The sequence below is a fragment of the uncultured Kocuria sp. genome (assembly GCF_947500125.1).
In the GTDB taxonomy this organism is placed as follows: Bacteria; Actinomycetota; Actinomycetes; order Actinomycetales; family Micrococcaceae; genus Kocuria.
In genome coordinates this window covers 101,318-108,027 of the sequence record NZ_CANMRA010000014.1, presented here as the reverse complement: position 1 = coordinate 108,027, position 6,710 = coordinate 101,318, and the positions used below count along the sequence as shown (strand labels likewise).

Genomic DNA, 6,710 nt, shown 5'->3' with positions numbered 1-6,710 from the left:
CCCCGCCGGGGCTTTTTCAGTGTGGGCCCCAACCCCGCGCCCCCCCCCCCCCCCCCCCCGGGCGGCCCCCCCCCCCCCCGGGGGGGGCCCCCCCCCCCCCCGGGGGGCCCCCCCCCCGCCGCTCGCACCGTCGGGCCACTCGTCCCGGGTGGCCCCTCACCGCCGTCGGCGTCCGACGGCGCAGATCTCGGCCCGGCGCACCGGGCGACCGGCGAACAGGAGTTGAGCACTGTGGGACACGATCCGGCGCACGGCATGCGCGTCATCACCCTCGGCACCGCCGGTGGCCCGCTGCTGCGGCCGGGACGGGACGCGCGCCACCGCAGCGGCATCGCCACGGCCGTCGTGGTCGGTCCGGCCGTCTACCTGGTGGACTGCGGGCACGGCGTGGGGCTGCGGATGGCCGAGGCGGGACTGTCCTTCACGGACCTCCGGGGGATCTTCATCACCCACCACCACTCGGACCACACGATCGACCTCAACTCCGTCATGGTCCTGGGCGGGCTCGCCCTCCGGGGCCACCCGGAGCGGACCGTCCCCGTACTGGGACCGGGACGGCGCGGGGTGCTCCCGCCGGCGTCCGGTTCCGGGGAGGAGCCCGATCCCGTCTTCCCCGACGCGCCGACACCGGGGACGGCAGACCTGGTCGAGCTGCTGCTCCGCGCCCACGCCACCGACCTCAACGACCGTCGACGGGACTCCCGCGCGCCGGATCTCTCCCGCGTCTTCCGCGGCGAGGACATCGTCATCCCGCCCCGCACGGGCTTCCATCCCGACGAGGCGAACCATCCTGACATGGAGCCGCTGGAGATCTTCCGCGACGACCGGGTGAGGGTCACTGCCACCCTGGTCCAGCACCGGCCGATGGCACCCGCCTTCGCCTTCCGCTTCGACTCGGCCCACGGCTCCGTCACCGTGTCCGGGGACACCGCGCCCAGTGGGAACCTGGTCCGCCTGGCCGCGGGGTGCGATCTCCTGCTCCACGAGGCCATCGACCTGGAGTCCGTGGCCGGCAGCTACCGCGCTCCCACGCAGCAGGACCTGGACGCCAGCATGGGACACCACCGGCGGGCGCACACCACCCCGGAGGACGCCGGGCGCATCGCGGCGGCGGCACAGGTCCGCGCTCTGGCCCTGCACCACCTCGTCCCGGCCCACGCGCCCCTCGAGACCTGGCTGCGCGCCTCGACCACGTTCGCCGGGGAACTGCTGGTGCCGGCGGACGGCGAGTCCATCACGGTCGGACGGTGAGCGCCGCTCCCGGCGAACGGCTCTCCGCGGGGTGTTGCCCGCGGGCGCCGGGCCGGCCACCAGAGGCCTGTCCCACGTGGTGACGCGGGAGCCCAAAGGTCGCTGTAAAGAATACATTCTCTGTTGACCTTTACATGATTGCTCGTTATTGTGATCTCAGATGTGATGTGCATTACCCCTCTCCGCCCTGCCGGAGCCCGGGGAACGACCGCGGACACACGTCCGGCCCCGGACACCGGTGCGCCGTCGACGGCAAGGAGGCACAGTGGAGAACCGATTCGACCCGGCGCGTGAGGTCATCGTGGTGGGGGCCGGCCCCGTCGGCCTGACCGCCGCGCTCCTCCTGGCCGACGCCGGCGTCCGCACCACGGTCGTGGAGAGGTCCACCGCCCCCGGCGATCTGCCCCGGGCCATCAGCCTGCAGGACGAGTCCTTCCGGATCCTCGAGCAGATCGGGATCGCCGACGCCCTCAAGGCGGAGTCCCTGCTGGACACGGGCAGCCGGTACTTCGGTCTCGACGAGCGCCTGCTGGCGGAGGCACGGCCGGTCCCGTCACGGCTCGGCCACCCGGCCAAGACCCAGTTCGACCAGCCGGTCCTCGAGCAGCTGCTGTTCGACCGGGCGGTGTCCCACCCCGGGTTGGAGGTCCTGCTCGGGACCGAGGCGACGGAGCTGTCCCAGGACGCCGAAGGGGTCACCCTGGAGGTGAGCACCCCGGACGGCCCGCGGGTCCTGACCGCCAGCTGGCTGGTCGGGGCCGACGGCGGGCGCAGCTTCACCCGCTCCGCCGCGGGGATCGACCTGGTCGGCTCCACCCAGCCCCAGCGCTGGATCGTCATCGACCTGCTCAACGAGACCACACCGCGGGACCCGTACGCGGAGTTCCACTGCGACGGCCGGCGGCCCTACGTGCTGGTCCCCGGGATCAAGGGACGCCTCCGGCTGGAGTTCATGCTCTTCGACCACGAGGACGCGGACGAGATGACGTCCCCGGCGCAGATCCGGGAGCTGCTGCGACCGTTCCGCGCCGAACTGGACCCCGCCGACATCCGGCGGGCGGCCGTGTACGTCGCCCATCAGCGGGTCGCCCGGTCCTACCGGGACGGCCGGGTCTTCCTGGCCGGGGACGCCGCGCACCTGATGCCGCCCTTCGCCGGGCAGGGCCTCAACGCGGGCGTCCGCGACGCCTCGAACATCGCCTGGAAGCTCGTCGACGCCGTCCGAGGCGGAGCCACCGACCGCCTCCTGGACACCTACGAGACCGAGCGCCGGGCCCACGGCGCGAAGATGATGATGCTCTCCCGCCGGATCGGTGCCGTGGTCATGGCCACCAACCCGCTCAGCACCCGGCTGCGCGACGCCGCCCTCCAGCTGTTGCGCAGGGTCCCCCCGGTGCACGCCTATCTGGCCGGCATGCGCTTCGTCACCCCACCGGACTACTCCGACGGCGTCGCCGTACCGACCGGCGGAACCGCCGCCGAGCTCCCCGGGATCACAACAGGGAAGTCCCTGAGCCAGCCCACCGTCACCGATCCGTCCGGCCGCCGCGCCGGCCTCGACGCCCACCTCGGCCGCGGCTGGTCGGTGATCGGCCTCGGTGCCGACCCCGACGGCCTGGACCCGTACTTCACCCGGATCGGAGCGACCCTGGTGCGCCTGGACGGGCCGGGCACCGACGAGACCGCAGCACGCGGGAACGGAGCCGACGCGGTCCGCGTCCGTGAGGATCACGAGACCCTGACCGCCGGACTCACCGGGGATCCGGTGTTCGTGGTGGTCCGCCCGGACCGCTATGTGGCCGCCGTCTTCACCCCGGCCGAGCAGGCACGGGTCGTCGAGGTCCTGCGCACCCACGTCGACGACCGTGTCCGCGCCGCCCGCCAACCGACCGCCTGACCGGACCCGCCAGGCCCCGATGCCCTTCCCAGGAGGACCGATGACCGCACTCAGCACCCCGCCGGCCACCCAGCCGACGCACGGCGACCTGTACTGGACCGACGAGTACCCGCAGATCACCGAGGACGACGAGACGCTCCGGCGGATGGTCACCGGCGCGGAGGCACCCGTGCTGCTGGCCGCCCTGGCCACCGCGCTGCGGGACACCTCGTTCCTGCTCCCGGAGCTCTCCCCGCCCCTCCCGCCCATGGGCACGGCCCTCCAGCCGCACGGCGGCCTGACCCCCGAGCAGGTGGAGCAGGCCCAGGCGCTGGCGCTCGAGGGGCTGCGGAGGCTGCGCGACGAGGACGTCCGGACGCTCCAGCCGCTCACCCCCGAGCAGACGGACACCCTCCTGACCTGGTTCACCGGGGGGCGCGCGGAGCACGATCCCGGCTGGATGGGCCAGCTGAAGCACGAGTTCGCCCTGGCTCCCGACCGCAACGGCTCCCCGGACTGGCAGTACGAGGACTACCGGGCGGATCCGGGGGTCGAGCCCTTCGAGACGCTGATCGTGGGGGCCGGGATCTCCGGCATCGCCGCCGCCTACCGGCTCCAGGAGGCGGGCCTGCCCTACACCTGGATCGAGGCCTCGCACCGCGTGGGCGGCACGTGGTGGAAGAACCACTACCCCGGAGTGCGCCTGGACACCCCCACCTACGGCTACAGCTTCTCCTTCGCCCAGCGCGTGGACTGGCCGCACCAGTTCGCGCAGGGCCACGAGGTCCTCGACTACCTGGAGACCGTCGCCGAGCGGGCCGGGTTCGCCGAGCAGATCGAGCTGAACACCTCGCTGGTGCGCGCCGTGTGGGACGAGGACTCCGCCACCTGGGTGGCCACCACCCGCACCCGTGACGGCGTGGAGCAGGTCCGCCGCTACAACGCCGTCATCACCGGGGTGGGCCAGCTGGACCACCCGCACATCCCCGAGTGGCCGGGACAGGACTCCTTCCGCGGCGCGCAGATGCACTCCCAGGAGTGGGACCACGGCGTGGACCTCACCGGCAAGCGCGTCGCGGTCATCGGCACCGGCGCCAGCGCCTACCAGATCGTGCCGGCCGTGGTGGGCGAGGTGGAGCAGCTGTACCTGTTCCAGCGCAGCGCCCCGTGGATGCTGCCCGCCCCCACCTACCACGACCCGATGTCCGAGACCGCCGACTGGCTGCACACCAAGGTTCCCGGCTACGGGCAGCTGTTCCGGCTGTGGGTCACCGCCGGCGGCATCGACGGGCGGATGCACATCGCCACCGCCGAGGAGGGCTGGGAGGGCGCCCCGCTGAGCGTCTCCCGCGCCAACGAGGAGTTCCGCCAGGCGATCATCCGGCGCATGGAGGAGCAGTACGAGGGCCGCCCGGACCTGCTGGAGAAGGCGATCCCCCAGTACCCGCCGTCGGCCAAGCGCATGCTCCGGGACAACGGCGTCTGGGCCGCGGCACTGCGGGCCCCGCAGACCGAGGTGATCTCCGAGGGGCTCGCGTCCTTCACGCCCACCGGCCTGGTGACCGCGGACGGGCGGGAGCTCGACGTGGACGTGGTCATCTACGCCACCGGCTTCCGTCCCTCCGACTACCTGGACCCGATCGAGATCGTGGGCCGGGACGGCGTCGAGATCCACGACTACTGGGGCGGTGACGCCAAGGGCTTCGCCGGCATCACCGTGCCGAACTTCCCCAACTTCTTCATGCTGATGGGGCCGAACACCGGAGGCGTCGTGGCAGGCGGCCTGCACTTCATGATCGAGCGAGCCGCCGAGTACACGGTGGAGGCCGTCCGCCAGCTCCTCGAGCGCGACGCGCGGGCCCTGGTCCTCACGCAGGAGGCCCTGGACCGGCACATCGCCTGGGTGGACGCCGAGAACTCCCGCATGACGTGGGGACAGCCCTACGTGCGGACCTGGTACAAGAACCGCTTCAACCGCGTCTCCCAGGTGTGGCCCTTCCGGACCACCGAGTACTGGCGCATCACCCAGGCCGTCGAGGCGGACGACTACGAGTTCCTGCGGTGAGCGGGCCGGACGCCGGTGTCGACGTCGTCCTGCGCTACGCCGAGCCGGCGGAGCCCGGCGACCGGTTCGCCGAGGCCGTCCTCGTGGGCCGGGGGGACGGCGCACCGGCCGGCCCGGAGCAGCCCTCGGCCTTCCCGCAGCGGCCTGGCTCCCTGAACGCCCTGCTGGGCGGCGCCAACGGCGAAGTCCCGCAGAGCGAAACCGCGTTCCAGGTCCGGGTCCAGGCCCCGCCCGGCGCCGAGGGGCTGCCGGTGGTGGTGTTCGTCCCCGGCGGCGGCTTCCTCTCCGGCACGGGCAACGCCCGCTGGTTCACCTCCCCTGCTCTGGTGCAGAACGGGTCTGTCGTCCTGGTGACCGTGAACTACCGGCTCGGCGTCCTGGGCCATCTCGGCCCGCGCGGGGACGCGCACGAGTCCCAGCGGCCCCTGCGGGACCTGCTGCAGGCACTGCGCTGGGTCCGGGACCAGATCACGGGCTTCGGCGGGGATCCGGAGAACGTCACCCTCGCCGGTGACTCCGCCGGCGCCTGGTACGGCTTTGCGCTGGCCGCGCACCCGGGGGCCTCCGGGCTGTTCCGACGCCTGGCGCTCATCAGCCTTCCCTGGGAGCCCCCGCTGACCCCGGCGGCGCTGGAGGAGAGGTGGCGTCCGGCCACCACGGCCCTGGCCGGCGTCGGCGGACTGGCCCGGGCGCCGCTCGAGGCCGTCCTGGACGCCCAGGGGAACCTGGCCCGGGCCTTCGCCGGCCGGGGCATGGCCCTGATGCCCGCGGCCGGCGGGCCGGTCGGCGAGGACCTGCACGACTACGGTGCCTCGGCGGCGCGGCTGCACGTCGACTCGATGCTGCTGCTGTCCACCTCCGAGGAGGCCTCGGCCTTCCTCCGCGCCGCCCCGGACGAGGCGTTCCCGCCGGGTGCCGTGGACGGCTACCTCCGCTCGCGCTTCGCGGACCCGGCCGCCGCGGCGGCCTGGATCGACCGCAAGCGCCCCGGGGCCTCCGGCAAGGAGCGCATGGTCGAGGCGAAGACGCTCCACCAGTTCCGGCTGGCCCATCTGGAGCTCGCGCACGCCGCTGTCCGGGCCGGCCTGGACGTCCACCTCGCCGGGTTCTCCGTGCAGAGCCCGCTGCCCGGGGCCGGCAGCCCGCACTGCATGCCGCTGCCCTTCCTCTTCGGCGACCGCCGCTGCTGGGAGGACGCCCCGATGCTCCGCGGCCTCGACCCCGCCGTCTTCGACCCCACGGCGAGCGCGCTGCAGGAGTGGTTCCTCGGCTTCGCCCGCGAGGGGCGGCCCCGGACCGGTGGCCGCCCGGTCCCCGGCTTCGACCCGGCGGCGCCCCGCCGCCTCGACTTCGACGGCGGCGACCCGGCCCTGCGGGCCCCGGCCGAGGGATACCTGGTCGCGCTGCGCCCCTGAGGGAGCACCGCGCAGCAGGAGGGGGTGGGACCTGACGGTCCCACCCCCTCCTGCTGTGTCCGGGCACCGGAGCCAGGCGCACCCACCGCACCGGCTCACCGGA

Annotated in this window: 4 protein-coding genes; all 4 read left to right on the top strand. The window is 73.7% G+C overall.

Going from position 1 to position 6,710, the window contains the following annotated elements:
* Positions 1-231: 231 nt before the first annotated feature.
* The 4 genes from Q0817_RS11125 (at position 232) to Q0817_RS11110 (ending at position 6,607) form a co-directional block, all read left to right on the top strand.
* The gene (locus Q0817_RS11125) at positions 232-1,251 is read left to right on the top strand and encodes an MBL fold metallo-hydrolase (RefSeq protein WP_298587270.1); all 1,020 of its coding nucleotides are present in this window, start codon (positions 232-234) and stop codon (positions 1,249-1,251) included.
* A 265-nt stretch (positions 1,252-1,516) separates the two neighbouring features.
* Positions 1,517-3,148 (top strand): bifunctional 3-(3-hydroxy-phenyl)propionate/3-hydroxycinnamic acid hydroxylase, encoded by a 1,632-nt coding sequence (locus tag Q0817_RS11120; protein WP_298587267.1) that lies wholly within the window; start codon positions 1,517-1,519, stop codon positions 3,146-3,148.
* A gap of 40 nt (positions 3,149-3,188) precedes the next feature.
* Complete coding sequence (locus Q0817_RS11115) at positions 3,189-5,192, top strand: NAD(P)/FAD-dependent oxidoreductase (protein ID WP_298587264.1); 2,004 nt, start codon at positions 3,189-3,191, stop codon at positions 5,190-5,192.
* Positions 5,189-6,607, top strand: coding sequence for a carboxylesterase family protein (locus Q0817_RS11110; RefSeq protein ID WP_298587261.1), 1,419 nt, complete (start codon positions 5,189-5,191; stop codon positions 6,605-6,607). The genes Q0817_RS11115 and Q0817_RS11110 overlap by 4 nt, the downstream gene beginning before the upstream one ends.
* Positions 6,608-6,710: the final 103 nt, after the last annotated feature.

Excerpts from the sequence above, each read along its gene's own strand:
- Q0817_RS11115 (WP_298587264.1), top strand. The coding sequence starts at position 3,189 with ATGACCGCACTCAGCACCCCGCCGGCCACCCAGCCGACGCACGGCGAC.